Source organism: Paenibacillus sp. FSL K6-1230 (assembly GCF_038002385.1).
In the GTDB taxonomy this organism is placed as follows: domain Bacteria; phylum Bacillota; class Bacilli; order Paenibacillales; family Paenibacillaceae; genus Paenibacillus; species Paenibacillus massiliensis.
Window position 1 is genome coordinate 4,858,059 of record NZ_JBBOCK010000001.1, and the last position, 17,329, is coordinate 4,875,387.

The 17,329-nt window shown below is 48.4% G+C and carries 10 protein-coding genes, 9 tRNA genes and 3 rRNA genes; 2 read left to right on the forward strand and 20 right to left on the reverse strand.

The genetic code is table 11. From position 1 onward, the window contains the following. Window positions 1–117 precede the first annotated feature (117 nt). The 9 genes from MKX74_RS21395 to MKX74_RS21435 all read right to left on the reverse strand — a co-directional run bounded on the left by MKX74_RS21395 (window position 118) and on the right by MKX74_RS21435 (window position 2,657). On the reverse strand, window positions 118–507 hold the full coding sequence (locus MKX74_RS21395; protein ID WP_341179782.1) for a DoxX family protein: 390 nt from the start codon (window positions 505–507) through the stop codon (window positions 118–120). 96 nt (window positions 508–603) lie between these two features. Continuing rightward, window positions 604–1,197 carry a TetR/AcrR family transcriptional regulator gene (locus tag MKX74_RS21400; RefSeq protein ID WP_341179783.1) on the reverse strand — a complete coding sequence of 198 codons (594 nt, stop codon included), beginning with the start codon at window positions 1,195–1,197 and terminating at the stop codon, window positions 604–606. 580 nt (window positions 1,198–1,777) lie between these two features. Further along, window positions 1,778–1,856, reverse strand: a tRNA-Leu gene (locus MKX74_RS21405). A 140-nt stretch (window positions 1,857–1,996) separates the two neighbouring features. Beyond that, window positions 1,997–2,073: transfer RNA gene (locus MKX74_RS21410), tRNA-Arg, on the reverse strand. Window positions 2,074–2,076: 3 nt separating this feature from the next. Further along, window positions 2,077–2,151 (reverse strand) — tRNA-Gly (locus MKX74_RS21415). 40 nt (window positions 2,152–2,191) lie between these two features. Then, window positions 2,192–2,268 (reverse strand) — tRNA-Asp (locus tag MKX74_RS21420). A 30-nt stretch (window positions 2,269–2,298) separates the two neighbouring features. Further along, window positions 2,299–2,372, reverse strand: a tRNA-Met gene (locus MKX74_RS21425). An 11-nt stretch (window positions 2,373–2,383) separates the two neighbouring features. Continuing rightward, a tRNA-Val gene (locus MKX74_RS21430) sits at window positions 2,384–2,459 on the reverse strand. A gap of 126 nt (window positions 2,460–2,585) precedes the next feature. Beyond that, a tRNA-Glu gene (locus MKX74_RS21435) sits at window positions 2,586–2,657 on the reverse strand. 334 nt (window positions 2,658–2,991) lie between these two features. Here MKX74_RS21435 and MKX74_RS21440 point away from each other — a divergent pair. Together MKX74_RS21440 and MKX74_RS21445 are read left to right on the forward strand one after the other, a co-directional pair. Next, window positions 2,992–3,750 (forward strand): DeoR/GlpR family DNA-binding transcription regulator, encoded by a 759-nt coding sequence (locus MKX74_RS21440; protein WP_341179784.1) that lies wholly within the window; start codon window positions 2,992–2,994, stop codon window positions 3,748–3,750. Window positions 3,751–3,768: 18 nt separating this feature from the next. Next, window positions 3,769–4,659, forward strand: coding sequence for a Cof-type HAD-IIB family hydrolase (locus MKX74_RS21445; RefSeq protein ID WP_341179785.1), 891 nt, complete (start codon window positions 3,769–3,771; stop codon window positions 4,657–4,659). Window positions 4,660–4,944: 285 nt separating this feature from the next. Here MKX74_RS21445 and MKX74_RS21450 read toward each other — a convergent pair. The 11 genes from MKX74_RS21450 to MKX74_RS21500 form a co-directional block, all read right to left on the reverse strand. Further along, a tRNA-Ser gene (locus MKX74_RS21450) sits at window positions 4,945–5,033 on the reverse strand. A gap of 3 nt (window positions 5,034–5,036) precedes the next feature. Next, a tRNA-Asn gene (locus tag MKX74_RS21455) sits at window positions 5,037–5,112 on the reverse strand. Window positions 5,113–5,206: 94 nt separating this feature from the next. Then, window positions 5,207–5,323, reverse strand: a 5S ribosomal RNA gene (rrf, locus tag MKX74_RS21460). Between the two features lie 78 nt (window positions 5,324–5,401). Next, window positions 5,402–8,324, reverse strand: a 23S ribosomal RNA gene (locus MKX74_RS21465). Between the two features lie 346 nt (window positions 8,325–8,670). Continuing rightward, window positions 8,671–10,222 (reverse strand): 16S ribosomal RNA (locus MKX74_RS21470). Together the 16S, 23S and 5S rRNA genes with 2 tRNA genes alongside form the textbook arrangement of a ribosomal RNA operon. A 315-nt stretch (window positions 10,223–10,537) precedes the next feature. After that, a complete protein-coding gene (locus MKX74_RS21475; RefSeq protein ID WP_341179786.1) occupies window positions 10,538–12,229 on the reverse strand; it encodes a LysM peptidoglycan-binding domain-containing protein in 1,692 nt (563 codons plus the stop codon). Window positions 12,230–12,516: 287 nt separating this feature from the next. Beyond that, window positions 12,517–13,401, reverse strand: coding sequence for a branched-chain-amino-acid transaminase (gene ilvE / locus MKX74_RS21480; protein ID WP_018885396.1), 885 nt, complete (start codon window positions 13,399–13,401; stop codon window positions 12,517–12,519). Window positions 13,402–13,420: 19 nt separating this feature from the next. Then, window positions 13,421–14,308, reverse strand: coding sequence for a prephenate dehydratase (gene pheA / locus MKX74_RS21485; RefSeq protein ID WP_341179787.1), 888 nt, complete (start codon window positions 14,306–14,308; stop codon window positions 13,421–13,423). Continuing rightward, entirely contained in the window at window positions 14,305–15,276 is a 972-nt protein-coding gene (thrB, locus tag MKX74_RS21490) for a homoserine kinase (protein WP_341179788.1), read from the reverse strand. Before thrB ends, pheA begins: the two co-directional genes overlap by 4 nt. Window positions 15,277–15,414: 138 nt before the next feature. Then, window positions 15,415–16,701 carry a homoserine dehydrogenase gene (locus MKX74_RS21495; protein ID WP_018885399.1) on the reverse strand — a complete coding sequence of 429 codons (1,287 nt, stop codon included), beginning with the start codon at window positions 16,699–16,701 and terminating at the stop codon, window positions 15,415–15,417. Window positions 16,702–16,723: 22 nt separating this feature from the next. Further along, window positions 16,724–17,176 (reverse strand): ACT domain-containing protein, encoded by a 453-nt coding sequence (locus MKX74_RS21500; protein WP_341179789.1) that lies wholly within the window; start codon window positions 17,174–17,176, stop codon window positions 16,724–16,726. Window positions 17,177–17,329 lie beyond the last annotated feature (153 nt).

The following is a 17,329-nucleotide window of genomic DNA, read 5'->3' on the forward strand; positions in this document are numbered from 1 at the left end:
TCCTTAGTTGAATGTAAGGCTAGTATAAATTGAACGCAGCTAAAAATATAGTACGGTCTTTTATGATATATACTATCCCAAAAGATAGTAACAAAACGAAACGTCAATGCTCTTAATTTAACCGAACAGAGGCGAAGCAAGTACAACCGCTGTAATGAAGACAAGTTGAAGCAATAAACGGGGAAAAACCGAAAGAACTGGCCTGCCATTAATCGTAAGCTTCTCATGGGCGGCATGGATATTTGCAGGGAACATCATGATGAGCATAAGGATTAGACCTCCAGAGGCAGCCCAATCAATATAGGGTACCAGAAGGCCTAACGCCCCGGCAATTTCCATGTACCCTGTCCAAGTGACAACCCCTTCTTTGTTTGGTAGACGGGGTGGAACCATTCGTAGCAAATCCGCTCTTCGTCTGCCCCAATGTGCTGAGGCCGTCATCAAAAACATAATGGAAACTGCTCCTTGTAGAGCAGGATGCCAGTGGTCAAGCATAGGAATAAACAAATAGCCTCCTCCTCGAAGCAGCAAAAAACACACGCATAATACAATAAATGGTGCCATATATCCTCCTTCTGTTTCTTGCAACCTTGTTTAAACCTACTACCTAAGCATATAAGATATGAAGCGTGAGATTTCAGCAGAAGCCAGCCGAGACTTTTCTTTCTTGGTCATTGAAGCACGTATCCGTAGTCCCATCGAGAGGAGAACGAATAGCTCTCCAAGTTGTTCCGTGTCTACTGATTGATCAATCACACCATGTTGTATACCTAGTTCAATCCACTGCATCGAATAACTAACTGACCTTTCGTAAAATTGTTCGAGCGTAGCAGAGATCTGTGGATCGTCCTCTTTTCCCAACAAATAAAGTAGAATTTTGTTCGTTATCGATCCCTGCTGTTCTAATTGAAGTAGATTTGCAGTTATGACCTGCATCGGTCCCTCAAACGTTTTCACATCTGCTTCGGACACCGCAGACAAAAATTTCGAATGTAACGTTTCCTGATGTTCCATTAGAATCCAGATGAAAATCTCATCTTTGCTTCGGACATAATGGAAAATCGCCCCTTTTGATAACCCGGAGCGCTCCATAATTTCTTTCAAAGTGATTGCATGGCAACCTTTTACCTCTAATAATTCCTTGGTCGCAGTTAACAAATGAGCCATTGTATTCTTTCGTCTATCCTCATTTTTCAAGTGCTATTCCTCCAGACTTGCGTAGTTCTGATGACCAAATCGTCCAACAAATATACACAGGCTGCAACAGTAACCTGATCCACAAATAATAATGGATATGGTTTAATGCTCCGGGAACATCTTTATTACTGAGCGCATTAATCACATTAACTGGGAAAAAAGCGCGGAGAAAACCACAGTTGCAATGCCTGCTACCTTAAATCTGGAATATCAACAAACTGTTGTGCATTTGTGAAGTGAGAAATGCCCGTCGAAACCAGCATTATACTTAGTACAATCCGTCCTCTAACTCGCACATTTGGTAGTACTATTTTGTTGCTCACAGCGTGAACAAGCGTACATGCTAAAAAACTGCCCAATAGAATGATCAAGGGGATCATTAGCTTTCCTTCTTTCTATTAAACCAATTATACAAACCGACCATCGGTTTGTAAATAAAAATATAGTTTCCACTTTAGAACAAGGTGCTAGTAATGTGAATTGGAACTCTAATTGATATCCGTTTGTAACTCACACGCTTGCCCGGAACAGAGATATAAAAAAAAGTTCATTAGATGTCTAATGAACTTTTTTATACGTATACCGGCGAGAGGACTCGAACCTCCACGGTTTCCCACTCGATTTTGAGTCGAGCGCGTCTGCCATTCCGCCACGCCGGCATATAAAATTATAGCGTCCCCTGAGAGATACCGACAAAATACGTCGGACTGCGAAGTTAACCTAACGAGGTATAGCTCCGACGAACTCATTCGTTCGAATCCCTTTCAGTGAACTTTGTGAATTACTGTAAGAATATATATGGCGTCCCCTGAGAGATTCGAACTCCCGACCTTTTGATTCGTAGTCAAACGCTCTATCCAGCTGAGCTAAGGGGACATATGGAGCGGACGATGGGAATCGAACCCACGACCCTCGCCTTGGCAAGGCGATGCTCTACCGCTGAGCCACGTCCGCAAAATACTTATTTAATTCTCGCAGTACTCTAAAATATAAATGGCGGAACTGACGGGATTCGAACCCGCGATCTCCTGCGTGACAGGCAGGCATGTTAGGCCTCTACACCACAGTTCCATGAGGCACTTTCAATCACTTGAAAGATAATTGCGGGGACAGGATTTGAACCTGTGACCTTCGGGTTATGAGCCCGACGAGCTACCGAACTGCTCCACCCCGCGATATTTGATTATGGTGGAGGCTGAGGGGATCGAACCCCCGACCCTCTGCTTGTAAGGCAGATGCTCTCCCAGCTGAGCTAAGCCTCCATGTTATGTATCACCCGTAGGGATGCGCCTCACCATGTGAGTCGACTGCGATGTAATCCTTCCAAAGCTTATCCTCCGACGAACTCTCAGGTACTCTCATCTTTCAACGGCTATGAAATAGCCTTATGACCCGTAGGGGATTCGAACCCCTGTTACCTCCGTGAAAGGGAGGTGTCTTAACCCCTTGACCAACGGGCCTCAATTAGTGAATATCTTGTAGCAACATTTAAGAGTATATCAAACTGGAACGAAATATGCAACTTTTTTTCTAACCAATTGAATATTTATTGAGAATCTATAATTTATCATTCTTTTAACATACATCTTTATATCACAAGCAAACCTGCAGATTATAATGATGGGATTCCAATGACATATTAACTTCGTAGAGAATCTTGTTACACAGTGTTATGTATTGAAGTAAATCCTGAAAGTTGCATAATCACTTATGAAATTGCACAACTCATTACATTCACTTATAATTAACTAATAAGATGTAGCGATATTACACACGAATGCTGGGAGGTCTTCTGTGTTTCAAGAAGAACGTATGCAGCTCATTATGGAATACTTGCGAAAACACCAACGTATTTCAGCCGATGACATCGTAACGCTGTTTGATGTCTCCAGGGATACAGCAAGGCGAGATTTAATCAAGCTTGAAGAACAGGATGCCCTTGTTCGAACCCGTGGAGGAGCGATTCTTCCTTCTGCTCACGGAGAGTATAGAAGCTATAACGATCGCCTTCAGTACGTATCCGAAGAGAAAAGAGCTATTGGCAAGCTAGCTGCCGCACTCGTACGCAAGGGAGATCATATTATCCTCGATTCCTCTACGACAGTCCAAGCGTGTGCAGAGTACCTTCACCAGAAGGTTTGTACTGTAATCACTAATTCCATTCACTCTGCAGATACTTTATCTAACCATTCTGCTGTAGATATTCATCTGCTCGGCGGCAGACTCCAAAAAGAGCAAAGATATTTATATGGCCCTTCTGTGTTTGAAGCTTTGGATCACTATTATGTGAACAAAGCCTTTATTGGGGTTGGAGGCGTGGCAAGACAAGGGCTATATTCAGGGGTAGAGGACGGCAAGATTAAGCACAAAATGATGCAGCAAGCTGAGCAAGTCATTGTTCTGGCTGATCACTCCAAGCTTAACCGTCGTTCGATGTATCGATTTGCCGACTGGTCTCATGTACATTTGTTCATTACTGATCAACCTCTCTCCTCTGAATGGAGAGAATTCCTGAAGAAGCAACAGGTTGAAATCCTGATTCCTGAATTATAAGCAGAGGAGCTGTTCACCATGAAATTATTCGCAACCGATTTAGATGGAACACTGTTAAATCTGTATAGCCGTATTGCCCCTGAGAGCGCTGCAGCTATACACCGGGCACAGCAGGAAGGACTTCACATTGCAATTGCAACGGGAAGAATTTATGCGGATGTAGTAGAGATCTCTAAGGACGGCGGGATTAAAACACCTGTCATCGCCTCCAACGGTGCTACAATCCACGATATGGATGGCACATTGCTGTACCATCTTCCTGTTGAGCGAGATACGGCGCTATCTGTCATGCAGTGGCTCGATGAGCAAGGATATTATTATGAAGCTTCCACCGACCGCGGGCTTTACGCTCCCCTCAATAGAAATGAAGAAATGCTCGCTGAAATGGACCGCCTCCTGGGTAATCAGCCAAGTGAGTATACTGAACATATGATCCGCAGCATTAAAAAGCACTATGAGAAGCCCCACTTCCATCGGGTTGGCTCTTATCTGGATATTCCGAAAGACGCATCCATCTACAATATCATGGCCTTCTCTCTGTATCCAGAAGAACTGAATCACGGACGCGACTACTTTGCAGGTCGTAAAGATGTTGCAATGGTCGTATCATCTGATCACAATTTTGAAATGCAGCACCCAGATGTGTCTAAGGGTAATGCTCTAGCACGGCTGACCGCTTCCATGGGCATTTCCATGGATGACACGGCAGCCATTGGAGATAATTACAATGACGTATCCATGCTACAAATGGCAGGCCTTGGTATCGCGATGGGAAATGCAGCTCCTGATATTCAAGAAATTGCTCAAGCCGTAACACTCAAGAACTTTGAGCATGGCGTAGCACATGCGATCCATTGCGTATTGGATGGAACACCGATCGGCCAGTCAAAGCTTCCATTAGGTGAATAGCCAGTTTTCAATACAGGATCAATGACTATGATCTAATTGTGCACCCAAAGCCAGATATCCCGGCTTTGGGTGTTTTAGTAAAGAATAAATACAAATATATCGCTGAAATACATTAGCAAAAAGCAAAAAATCCAGATAGCTAGTAGCTAACTGGATTAGACTCTTAAATTCAACGGAGAGAGAGGGATACTCTCACTTTGTTCGAGACTGCGATGTAATGCTATCGATGCGAATGCTTCGACGAACCCCTTATGGGTTCTCATTCCAGCCATGATGTAAAAACTACGGAGAGAGAGGGATTCGAACCCTCGAGACGCTTTTGGCGCCTACACGATTTCCAATCGTGCTCCTTCGGCCAACTCGGACACCTCTCCATATGGCTCCCCGAACAGGACTCGAACCTGTGACAACTCGATTAACAGTCGAGTGCTCTACCAACTGAGCTATCAGGGAATATTAGTAGTAACGGCTATACTTGTATAAAAGCCCATTACAAAAATAGTACTGGACCTATTGCACACTATGCGCAAGGACCAGTAATAATTTTGCTTGGCGGCGTCCTACTCTCCCAGGACCCTTCGGTCCAAGTACCATCGGCGCTGGAGGGCTTAACGGTCGTGTTCGGGATGGGTACGTGTGGAACCCCTCCGCTATCGCCACCAAACGTGCATTTGTTGATCAAATGCGGTATTCAGGTTACACCCTGAAAACTGGAACCGAAACGAATCATTGCATTCTACTTTAGGATAAGCCCTCGACCGATTAGTACTGGTCAGCTCCATGCATTACTGCACTTCCACCCCCAGCCTATCTACCTCGTCGTCTTCAAGGGGTCTTACATACTGGGAAATCTCATCTTGAGGGGGGCTTCACGCTTAGATGCTTTCAGCGCTTATCCCGTCCGTACATAGCTACCCAGCGGTGCTCCTGGCGGAACAACTGGTACACCAGCGGTACGTCCATCCCGGTCCTCTCGTACTAAGGACAGCTCCTCTCAAATTTCCTACGCCCACGACAGATAGGGACCGAACTGTCTCACGACGTTCTGAACCCAGCTCGCGTACCGCTTTAATGGGCGAACAGCCCAACCCTTGGGACCTACTTCAGCCCCAGGATGCGATGAGCCGACATCGAGGTGCCAAACCTCCCCGTCGATGTGGACTCTTGGGGGAGATAAGCCTGTTATCCCCAGGGTAGCTTTTATCCGTTGAGCGATGGCCCTTCCATGCGGTACCACCGGATCACTAAGCCCGACTTTCGTCCCTGCTCGACTTGTAGGTCTCGCAGTCAAGCTCCCTTCTGCCTTTGCACTCTTCGAATGATTTCCAACCATTCTGAGGGAACCTTGGGGCGCCTCCGTTACTCTTTAGGAGGCGACCGCCCCAGTCAAACTGCCCACCTGACACTGTCCCCGTACCGGATTACGGTACCAGGTTAGAACCTAGATACGATCAGGGTGGTATCCCAAGGACGCCTCCACAGAAGCTTGCGCTCCTGCTTCTACGGCTCCCACCTATCCTGTACAGATCGTACCCAAATTCAATATCAAGCTGCAGTAAAGCTCCATGGGGTCTTTCCGTCTTGTCGCGGGTAACCTGCATCTTCACAGGTATTAAAATTTCACCGGATCTCTCGTTGAGACAGCGCCCAAGTCGTTACGCCATTCGTGCGGGTCAGAATTTACCTGACAAGGAATTTCGCTACCTTAGGACCGTTATAGTTACGGCCGCCGTTTACTGGGGCTTCGGTTCATAGCTTCGCCTTGCGGCTAACCACTCCCCTTAACCTTCCAGCACCGGGCAGGCGTCAGCCCGTATACTTCGCCTTGCGGCTTCGCACAGACCTGTGTTTTTGCTAAACAGTCGCTTGGGCCTTTTCACTGCGGCCCCCTCGGGCTATTCACCCTACCGAGGCACCCCTTCTCCCGAAGTTACGGGGTCATTTTGCCGAGTTCCTTAACGAGAGTTCTTCCGCGCGCCTTAGAATTCTCTTCTCGCCTACCTGTGTCGGTTTGCGGTACGGGCACCTTCACCTGACTAGAGGCTTTTCTTGGCAGTGTGAGATCATGACCTTCGCTACTGTAATTTTCACTCCCCATCACAGCCCAGCCTTACGATGTGCGGATTTGCCTACACATCAGCCTCACTGCTTGGACGGACATCCATCAGTCCGCGTCACTACCCTCCTGCGTCCCCCCATCGTTCATAACGGTTTACGGTGGTACAGGAATTTCGACCTGTTGTCCTTCGACTACGCCTTTCGGCCTCGCCTTAGGTCCCGACTTACCCTGAGCGGACGAGCCTTCCTCAGGAACCCTTAGGCTTTCGGCGGATCAGATTCTCACTGATCTTTTCGTTACTCATACCGGCATTCTCACTTGTATGCTGTCCAGCGCTCCTTACGGTACACCTTCAACCTGCATACAACGCTCCCCTACCCCTGATGCAAGCATCAAGCCATAGCTTCGGTGGTGTGTTTAGCCCCGTTACATTTTCGGCGCAGAGTCACTCGACCAGTGAGCTATTACGCACTCTTTCAATGGTGGCTGCTTCTAAGCCAACATCCTGGTTGTCTGTGCAACTCCACATCCTTTCCCACTTAACACACACTTGGGGACCTTAGCTGATGGTCTGGGCTGTTTCCCTTTTGACAATGGATCTTAGCACTCACTGTCTGACTCCCGGAACTAAGTCTATGGCATTCGGAGTTTGACTGAGCTTGGTAACCCTTGCGGGCCCCGCACCCAATCAGTGCTCTACCTCCACGACTCTCTTTTCCGAGGCTAGCCCTAAAGCTATTTCGGGGAGAACCAGCTATCTCCGGGTTCGATTGGAATTTCTCCGCTACCCCCACCTCATCCCCGCACTTTTCAACGTGCGTGGGTTCGGGCCTCCAGTGCGTGTTACCGCACCTTCACCCTGGACAGGGGTAGATCACCCGGTTTCGGGTCTACGTCCACGTACTAAATCGCCCTATTCAGACTCGCTTTCGCTGCGGCTCCGGCTCTTCACCTTAACCTTGCACGGGAACGTAACTCGCCGGTTCATTCTACAAAAGGCACGCCATCACCCATAGATCGGGCTCTGACTTCTTGTAAGCACACGGTTTCAGGTTCTATTTCACTCCCCTTCCGGGGTGCTTTTCACCTTTCCCTCACGGTACTGCTTCACTATCGGTCGCCAGGGAGTATTTAGCCTTGGCAGATGGTCCTGCCGGATTCATACGGGGTTTCACGTGCCCCGCACTACTCGGGATCCGTCTCGGAGGGTGCACCATTTCGATTACAGGGCTTTTACCTCTATCGCGGGCCTTTCCAGACCTCTTCATCTAGGGTACACCTTTGTAACTCCGTGTGAGACGTCCCACAACCCCAGGAAGCAAGCTTCCTGGTTTGGGCTAATCCGCGTTCGCTCGCCGCTACTGACGGAATCACTATTGTTTTCTCTTCCTCAGGGTACTTAGATGTTTCAGTTCCCCTGGTCTGCCTCTCCTTTGGCTATGTATTCACCAAAGAGTGACTACCTGTTACAGTAGCCGGGTTTCCCCATTCGGACATCCCCGGATCGAAGCTTGCTTACAGCTCCCCGAGGCATTTCGTCGTTCGCCACGTCCTTCGTCGGCTCCTGGCGCCTAGGCATCCTCCGTGTGCTCTTATTAGCTTAACCATGATTTTTGCCATAGGCAAAAGATCAAACCGCTAATAACTTTCACTTGCTTACACAAGTTCAGCTAAAAGATGTTCTAAAACGCAATGTTTCGTTTCGGTATCCAGTTTTCAAGGTGCAATGCTGTTGTGAAACAACAGCCCCTGTGTGAAATTCGGTCCATCTCGCTTGAGCGGATGAATTTCATACAGATGAGTTTGAGAGTTGAACTCTCAAAACTGAGCAACGAGTGAGCTGTTAAGAGGATTTCATACGCGCAGAGCGCAGTACCGAATTCCTCTTCTTATGATCGATGGAACATCGATCTGATTTGAATGCTTCCGTTGCAGGAAGCGATTCTCCATAGAAAGGAGGTGATCCAGCCGCACCTTCCGATACGGCTACCTTGTTACGACTTCACCCCAATCATCTACCCCACCTTCGGCGGCTGGCTCCTTGCGGTTACCCCACCGACTTCGGGTGTTGTAAACTCTCGTGGTGTGACGGGCGGTGTGTACAAGACCCGGGAACGTATTCACCGCGGCATGCTGATCCGCGATTACTAGCAATTCCGACTTCATGCAGGCGAGTTGCAGCCTGCAATCCGAACTGAGACTGGCTTTTTAGGATTGGCTCCACCTCGCGGCTTCGCTTCCCGTTGTACCAGCCATTGTAGTACGTGTGTAGCCCAGGTCATAAGGGGCATGATGATTTGACGTCATCCCCACCTTCCTCCGGTTTGTCACCGGCAGTCACCCTAGAGTGCCCACCCGAGGTGCTGGCAACTAAGGTCAAGGGTTGCGCTCGTTGCGGGACTTAACCCAACATCTCACGACACGAGCTGACGACAACCATGCACCACCTGTCTTGAATGTCCCGAAGGAAAGGATCATCTCTGATCCGGTCATTCAGATGTCAAGACCTGGTAAGGTTCTTCGCGTTGCTTCGAATTAAACCACATACTCCACTGCTTGTGCGGGTCCCCGTCAATTCCTTTGAGTTTCAGTCTTGCGACCGTACTCCCCAGGCGGAGTGCTTAATGTGTTAACTTCGGCACCAAGGGTATCGAAACCCCTAACACCTAGCACTCATCGTTTACGGCGTGGACTACCAGGGTATCTAATCCTGTTTGCTCCCCACGCTTTCGCGCCTCAGCGTCAGTTACAGCCCAGAGAGTCGCCTTCGCCACTGGTGTTCCTCCACATCTCTACGCATTTCACCGCTACACGTGGAATTCCACTCTCCTCTTCTGCACTCAAGTCATCCAGTTTCCCGTGCGATCCGGGGTTGAGCCCCGGGCTTAAACACCAGACTTAAATGACCGCCTGCGCGCGCTTTACGCCCAATAATTCCGGACAACGCTTGCCCCCTACGTATTACCGCGGCTGCTGGCACGTAGTTAGCCGGGGCTTTCTTCTCAAGTACCGTCACTCCTTAAGCAGTTACTCTTAAGGACGTTCTTCCTTGGCAACAGAGCTTTACGATCCGAAAACCTTCATCACTCACGCGGCGTTGCTCCGTCAGGCTTTCGCCCATTGCGGAAGATTCCCTACTGCTGCCTCCCGTAGGAGTCTGGGCCGTGTCTCAGTCCCAGTGTGGCCGATCACCCTCTCAGGTCGGCTACGCATCGTCGCCTTGGGGAGCCGTTACCTCTCCAACTAGCTAATGCGCCGCAGGCCCATCCTCCGGTGACAGATTGCTCCGTCTTTCCTCACTCCTCCATGCGAAGAAGTGAATTATCTGGTATTAGCTACCGTTTCCGGTAGTTATCCCAGTCCAAAGGGCAGGTTGCCTACGTGTTACTCACCCGTCCGCCGCTAACCATCAGGAGAGCAAGCTCTCCATCAAGTCCGCTCGACTTGCATGTATTAGGCACGCCGCCAGCGTTCGTCCTGAGCCAGGATCAAACTCTCCAATAAAGTTATTGAAAAGAGCGATTGCTCATTTTGAATCTGACGAGATTTAATATCTCATTGTTTGAATCTCACTTGCGTGAAATTCGCTCACTCGTTGTTCAGTTTTCAAAGATCAACTTCATTCATTTGTTTCTTTTCTTGCGTTACCACCGCATCTCAGCGGCGACTTAAATAATATATCATGATGAATAATTAATTGCAAGCATTATTTTAATAATTAATTTTTCTAGCACTTGTAAGCAGCTCATGATCCCCGAGCATGAGAAGAAGCGGTGAGTGCAAGCCTTCACCGCTCCATGTTATTTCACTATAATTACACTAGCCTTGCAGCCAGGGATTTTTTCGAGAGCTTCCCATCGTGGTTCGACGTGACTTCGTCACGCTACTCACCGTTGGCTTTTTCTTGGATGAAGATCGAGCACTCGATATTGAAGCTTTACCTGTGGACTTCGTTGCACTCTTCTTCTGCTTCTTTTGTGGAGTCACGCTCGTCGAATCATAGTCTGCTCCTTCTTCAGCACGACATCCGCAATTATAGGGAGGATAAGGTAGCATATTAGCATTAGTGCTTTGAACCTCTGCCTTTTTATTGACATGCTCACCTAGTGGCGAATAAGACGTGTTCTCTGTATTCAAATAGCCTTGCGGCTGATTATAGTATGGCATATGCTCTCCATGCCCCCAAGGCGTTGGTGAGAATGGATGGCCACCATAATAGGATGGATACTGTGCAGGGTAGCCCCAAGGCTGCATCGGCCACATATACCCTGGAGGACATGAATAGGGCGATTCAGTCGCTTGAGAGCTAGGCGCCCATGTATTTGCTTCAGCCTGTGGAGCATTTGTATACTCCGGACTGTAGCCATAAGGCATGTTCATATTTTCTTGGTATCCCATATTTACCATAGGCTGCATGTTCTCATCTGTTACTGGCATTATATAACTGTTCTCATCACCCGCACCAATCCCCGGAAACATCGGGTTAGATGCCATGGAAATGTTAGCTCCAAGGGTAGGATTAGACCCCATGTAAGGACTGCTCCCCATTCCCATAGGTGAATTATCCTCAGGATAAGCCGGCGAGTAGGCCTCATAGGCAGGAAGCTGGTAAGACATATAGGGATGCTCTAACGTCTCAGACTGCCCCCCCCATGGAGCTACTTGTTGTTTTCCCTTTCCCTTGGACGCGGGCTGGTACATAGGCTGAATATTAGCATTATTGTAGTCGGGCTGGGATAAAGGACTTAATTGAGGATTGATATTGGACTTCTGCGCTGGTGACATACTTTGAGGCTGATAGGCTACGGGTTCAGGCTGCTTCTTGAAAAGCTCGGAGGCCATCTGTTGAAGGTCTGGCATTTTCGGCAGCTCAGGCATCGGCTGGCTCTTCTTCTTTTCTTTCACTTCCACTTTTGCCATATTCTCTTTTGCGTGTTCTATGGCCTTCTCTTCCTTCCAAGGCTCATTGTACTCAGCCTCTAGCTTCTCATTTTCTTCATTTTCTTCATTTTCTTCATTCTCTTCATGCTCTTCATTACTCACATTAGCTACATTCGTATCTTTTTCCTCAGGCTTCTCCATCTCTTCCTTAACGGCTGTATTTTTCTTTTTGCCACTCATCTCCCCAGACACAGAAGGCATTTGAGGATTAGCGGAATTAGAAGGTGTATTGGCTGTGACGGTACCCGGAATATACACAACCTCACCAACCAACAGCGCATTTGGATTTTTAAGTTGCGGATTTGCATCAATCATATCCTTCAGGCTGACTCCCCACGCCTTGCTGAGCTTCCATAGCGTATCTCCCTGCTGCACCTTGTGCTCATGGACGATTGGTTTTGTTGGCTGGGTGGCGACTGGTGCAGTCGGGATTTTCACTTTATCCCCAACGTTCAGGACATCCGGATTTGTAATCTGTGGATTCATGCTGATCAGCTTATCTAGCTCGACATTATACTTTTTAGAGAGAGAGTACATGCTGTCTCCCTTTTTAACAATGTGTATCTTCACCTGTTCGCTAACCTCCTCGGCATTCCCGGGCATGGCATTCGCCCTTGTTCGTTAATACATCCTATGCAGTTTCTGGGCATATGACATCCTATAAACGAAAAAAATACCGTTCCTCACCAAAAGCAATGATGCAATGACGAGAAAAAACCTCTTCAGCCGTAGGTAGCCAAAGAGGTTAACAGAGAATACATGCCAATGTAGGACAAATATCCTGGGGCAATAATTAGGTTGTACTTGGAGGAGAACAAAGCCACTTCTCGAATAAAAAGACTATTCGAATTAAAATGTTATTCGGACCATACCTTGTAGCCATCTACAGTTACAATTTTACGGAACTCTTCCAGCAGCTTCAACGTGATCGGGCCTGCAACGCCAGCACCAATGGTACGTCCATCCACTTCATAAGCAGCAATGACCTCAGCTGCCGTTCCCGTAAAGAACACTTCATCCGCGACATAGACATCATGCAGGGTAAATGGTTGCTCCTTCAGCGTGTACCCCAGCTTATCACACAGCTCAATAATGGCATTACGCGTAATCCCCTCAAGGGCACCAAGATAGCATGGAGGAGTAAATACCGTACCGTTTTTGATGATGAAAATATTGTCGCTGGAGCCTTCGGTTACATAGCCCTGCGAGTTCAACATAATCGCTTCCCCAGCACCGGCGTAGTTGGACTGGATTTTTACGAGAATGTTGTTGAGGTAGTTCAAGGATTTGATCTTCGGATTCAACGCATCCGGAATATTACGACGTTGGGAGACGGAGACCGTCTTGAGGCCTGTTTTGTAGGCTTCCTCTGGATAGATCGCAAGCTGCTCTACAATTATGATAACGCTAGCCTTCGGACAGCGATTCGGGTCCAGACCGAGGTTACCAGGTCCACGGGACACGATGAGACGAATATAGCCGTTACGCATGTCGTTTCGGCGGATGGTCTCAGCCATCACATCACGCATTTCGTCCTGAGTCAATGGAATGTTCAATTGAATGGACTTGGCGGAGTCATACAGACGGTCCAAGTGCTCCTTGCATTTAAAGATATTTCCTCCATAAATCCGAATACCCTCAAAGATTCCGTCTCCGTACAAAAATCCGTGATCGTATACGGATACCTTAGCATTTTCTTTCGTAACATATTCTCCATCCAGATAAATCCACTGCTCTGCCATCATGGCCACCTCCGCTAATTCAATCAATCTTTATAGTATTGTCTAAATATGGGAAGCACGGGTAAGAACCCAGCACTCGCACCTGGCATTTCAGAGCTTCAATCTCTGCAAAGGCTGCCGTGAGCAGTACTGATTCAACCGACTCCATCACTTCAATGTAAAAATAATAACTGCCGAGCTGCTTCTTCGTCGGTCTGGATTCGATCCGCAGCAGGTTCAAACGACGCCATGCGAAAGCAGCCAGCACCTGATGCAGCGCTCCAGGATAGTCTGATGGGAGCATGACCAATACGCTCGTCCGATGCCCCTCCGGCTGCCGTTGCAGTACAAGAGGCTGCTGGCCAATCAGGACAAATCTTGTAAAATTATTGTGATGATCCGTGATGCCACTCGCCAATATGTCCAGCTGATGAGTCTGCGCAGCAAGAGTCGTGCCGATGGCTGCCCAGCTTTGGCCCGGATTTTGCTTCACAATCTCTACTGCCTGTGCTGTACTGCTGACGCTTTCCAGCTGTGCTTGCGGAACATGCTCTCGTATGAATTTCTGACACTGGGGAATAGCCACTGGATGAGACATAATCTTTACAATTTTGCTTAAATCCAGCTCTCCCGACGGAAGGGTGAACTCCTGACTTGATCCGATCAGATTCTGCTTGGAAGGATATACCCACTCCACCTGCATGGGAATATCCACCTCATGCACGAGCCAATCCAGATGCAGGCTTACGGAACCGTCGATCGTGTTCTCGATGGGAATGACACTATAATCCGTAGTCCCCTGCGCCGTTGCCCGGAAAACATCCGTGATCTGCTGATAATGAACTAACTGTGCTGGCTCGCCCGCAAGCAGGTTGTTCACTGCCTCGTGGGATACTGTTCCTTCCTGAAGCAATGCAATTCGTTTCATGATTCCGTTTCCCCTTTTATCATATCCAAGAAGGGAAGAACATCCTCCCCGTTGTATACCTTAACTCCATTCGGCTCTGGACGCAACCACATAACCGTAGACTCAATACCCGCTTCTTGCATTTTGCTCGTGACATAATTCTCTAGCTCAGCCTTACGGTCTGAACGTCGATCAGCAAGCACAAGCAACGTTGGCCCAGCTCCGCTAAGAGCAGCTCCCAGCGCACCATGCTTATAAGCGTCCTCCAGTACCTCTGTCATGCCAGGCACAAGTGCAGCACGGTATGGTTGGTGAACACGATCCTTCATAGCTGCTGCGACCTTATCCAACTGACCCATCGCCAAAGCCGCCACCAACAGCGATGAATGACTGATATTGTATACCGTGTCCTTCATGCCGAACTCCGAAGGCAGAACTTGTCTGGCCTTGGAAGTGGATAATTGAAAATGAGGGATCACGACGAGCGCCTCCAGATTTACGTCAGGCTCCAATCGAATACAGTCCGCATGCTGTCCATCCCAGATCGCTGTTACAATTCCTCCATACAAAGAAGCCCCGACATTGTCAGGATGATCCTCAATGGAGGTCGCCATATCAAACAGCTTGGCATCAGATAAAGGCGAGCCAATCAGTGCATTCGCCGCAGCCAGTGCACCAACAATCGCTGATGCACTGCTCCCCAGCCCTCTGGTGAGCGGAATATCCGAGTACATCGAGATCTCAAGCTCAGGGATGGCCACACCTGCCGCTTCAAACACCTGCTGTGCCACCTGATAGATTAGATTACTCTTGTCACCAGGCACCCCCTCCAGCTGCTCACCATACATGTGGAAAACTGTATGTTCAGAAGGCTTCATTTCAATCCAGGCGTATAGCGACAGGGCCATTCCCAAGGTATCGAAGCCTGGACCGAGATTGGCGGTACTGGCAGGTATCTTGACTCTGGAGACTTTGCCTATGGTCGGCATGGGCTACAAGCCTCCTTCCAGCAACACCTTAAGACTGTTCCTTGATTCATATCACTTGCACGCATTTCGGGATAATCCAATGGTTACAGCTCCTTTTATTGTCCACGTTTCAGCAAGGGGCTGCTAGAGCTCCCTCTCCTATCCTTCTACACGGTATACGCTTTTGATTCGGCGAATGACACTCAGTGACTCAAAATGGCTCAGTACCTTCTTCATGTTGGCCTTGCTCGCCATATGGGTCACTATTATAATTTCGGCATTCGGATTATGCTCATTCGGCTGCTGCACTACAGACGCAAGGCTAACTCCAAACTCTGCGAACACCTGCGTAATTCGGGCCAGAACGCCAGCCTTATCATCGACATGGAGCAGAATGAAGTTCTTGCAGTACACCTCTTCGTCACTTGTGATGCTCTTGGTCTTATACGGCACGATCCCCTTCAGTCCGTTCACACCCAGCTTCAGATTCTTAATGACAGCCACCAGGTCTGCTACAACAGAGGTTGCCGTGGGCATCTCGCCCGCTCCAGCACCGTAGAACATCGTCTCTCCTACGGCCTCACCATGAACGAAGACCGCATTAAAGACCCCATTCACAGAAGCCAGTGGATGGTTCTGTCTTACCAGCGTAGGCTCGACGCTAATGCTGAACTGATCATCCTTACGCTCAGCTATACCGAGCAGCTTCACTTCGTAGCCGAGACGCTTGGCATACAGGATATCCTCACTCGATACCCCGGAGATCCCACGGACTTGAACGTCGCTCAGCTCCACATTGGATCTAAAGCCAAGTGTACCGAGTATCGCCATTTTACGTGCAGCATCCAGCCCTTCTACATCGGAGGTAGGGTCCGATTCTGCATAGCCGAGCTCCTGAGCCTCCTTAAGCACCTCTGCATAAGATGCACCTTCCTTGCTCATCTTCGTCAATATATAGTTGGTCGTCCCGTTCACAATGCCCATGATCTTGGTAATTCGATCCGAAGAGAAGCCCTCAATCAGCGTTCTGATAATCGGGATACCTCCGGCAACACTCGCCTCATAGAACACATCGCATTGCTTCTCCTGTGCCTTGGCCAGAATCTCGGAGCCGTGCAGAGCCATGAGATCCTTGTTGGCTGTCACAATGTGCTTGCCACGCTCCAATGCCTCCAGCAGATAAGTCTTGGTCTTATCAACACCGCCCATAACTTCAATAATGACATCGATCTCCGGGTCGTGGATGACCTCCCAAGGATCCTCGGTGAGCTTGGATGGTTCAATCGGAATGGAACGAGTCTTCTCTGTGTTCTTTACTGCGATTTTCTCGATAACGATCGGTGAGCCAACCTGGCTGCTGAGATCCTCTTGATTGCCTTCCACAATTCGGACAACCCCAGTACCTACAGTCCCTAATCCCAATAAGCCTATCTTCACCGGTTTCATGATATCCCCTCACTATTCCAACTTAGATCACACCCATGTACCCCTGTCCAATCATACGGATTCTCTTGACTCCTGCAACGCTTTGCAGATCCTCCAGCATACCCCCAAGATCCTCATTCAACCTCGACATTTCCACAGAAATGACCACGTTGGCTCGGCCCTGCAGTGGAATGCTCTGCTGAATCGTCAAGACATTCCCTCCATGCTCTGCTACCATTGCCAATACCCTGGATAATAATCCTGATTGATGCTCTAGATCAATAGAGACATTCACAATGCGCTCTCGTTCGAGCTGATTGATCAGGTGGATACCATCTTTGTATTTATAAAAAGCGCTTCTACTCAGGCCCACCTGCTCTACGGCTTCATGAACTGTCTTGACGTCCCCGGAGGCTAGAAGCTGTTTCACTTGAATCGTCTTCACAATGGCTTCAGGCAAAATATCCTCATTAACCAAATAGTAGCGTTCTTTCACGAACGTCCTCTCCTCAAAGACTTATGTTTTCATATAGAGGACATTATATCGAAAGAAATGAATTAGAGCAATAACTTTATGTCCCGATGAGCCAAGTGTCCCTTTTACACCAGATGTAAGGTAAGACTCCCATGAATCATTTGTATATGCAAA